This is a genomic window from Streptococcus cristatus, assembly GCF_003944225.1.
Classification (GTDB): Bacteria; Bacillota; Bacilli; order Lactobacillales; family Streptococcaceae; genus Streptococcus; species Streptococcus cristatus_K.
Genome location: NZ_RJPN01000032.1, coordinates 1 through 672 on the forward strand (window position 1 = coordinate 1; position 672 = coordinate 672).

1 protein-coding gene is annotated in these 672 nt (G+C 40.0%); it reads right to left on the reverse strand.

The annotated features are described in order from the left end of the window. Positions 1–141: 141 nt before the first annotated feature. The gene (locus tag D8797_RS10085) at positions 142–624 is read right to left on the reverse strand and encodes a sigma-70 RNA polymerase sigma factor region 4 domain-containing protein (protein ID WP_125380525.1); all 483 of its coding nucleotides are present in this window, start codon (positions 622–624) and stop codon (positions 142–144) included. Positions 625–672 lie beyond the last annotated feature (48 nt).

Consider the following 672-nt stretch of genomic DNA (forward strand, 5'->3'; position numbering starts at 1 on the left):
TCCCTTGTCAACACTTTTTTGAAATTTTTTTATCTTTTTTTCATCTTTTCTTCCAACCCCCTCTAAAACTACCTAAACTACCTATAAATCAATAAATTAAAAGGGAAAGGTAACATCTCCCTCTTACCTCTCCCCTATCCACTATATCACCGTGCTGCTAAAGTCTATTAAATATTCCTCTAACTCTCGCAACAGTCTTTTCCGTCCCTTAAACCGCTCATCGCCTAGTAAGCGGTGGTATAACTCTAGTTGTTCTTTGTCTAACTTGGAAGTGTAGACTGCTAGAGAACTTCGAAGAGCGACTAAATCATCTAAAGCTAGTTCGCGCTTACTCAGTCTATGACTAATGGTACCAACTTCCTCATAAGACTGTCGATCGAAGCGGCGTTTTTGGCTCTCTTGCTTGCGAAGAATGTCATGAATATGATTCCGAAATTTTGTCTTGAAGTAACGATAGAGGCGGCCTTCATCTTGACTGATATCTGGATGACTTTCTTCCAGCTGGTGATAAACCAGCATACCCTCTTGTTCCCAGTCACTACTCTCCCATAAATGTACATAATAATCTCGTGCACAGCGCCAGACGATCCACTGCACTTTCTCATAGCGTTCCTTGAAGTTCATGTTATCTCCTTTTTCTTTGATAATATGATTCTACAAGAAAAACTCTTC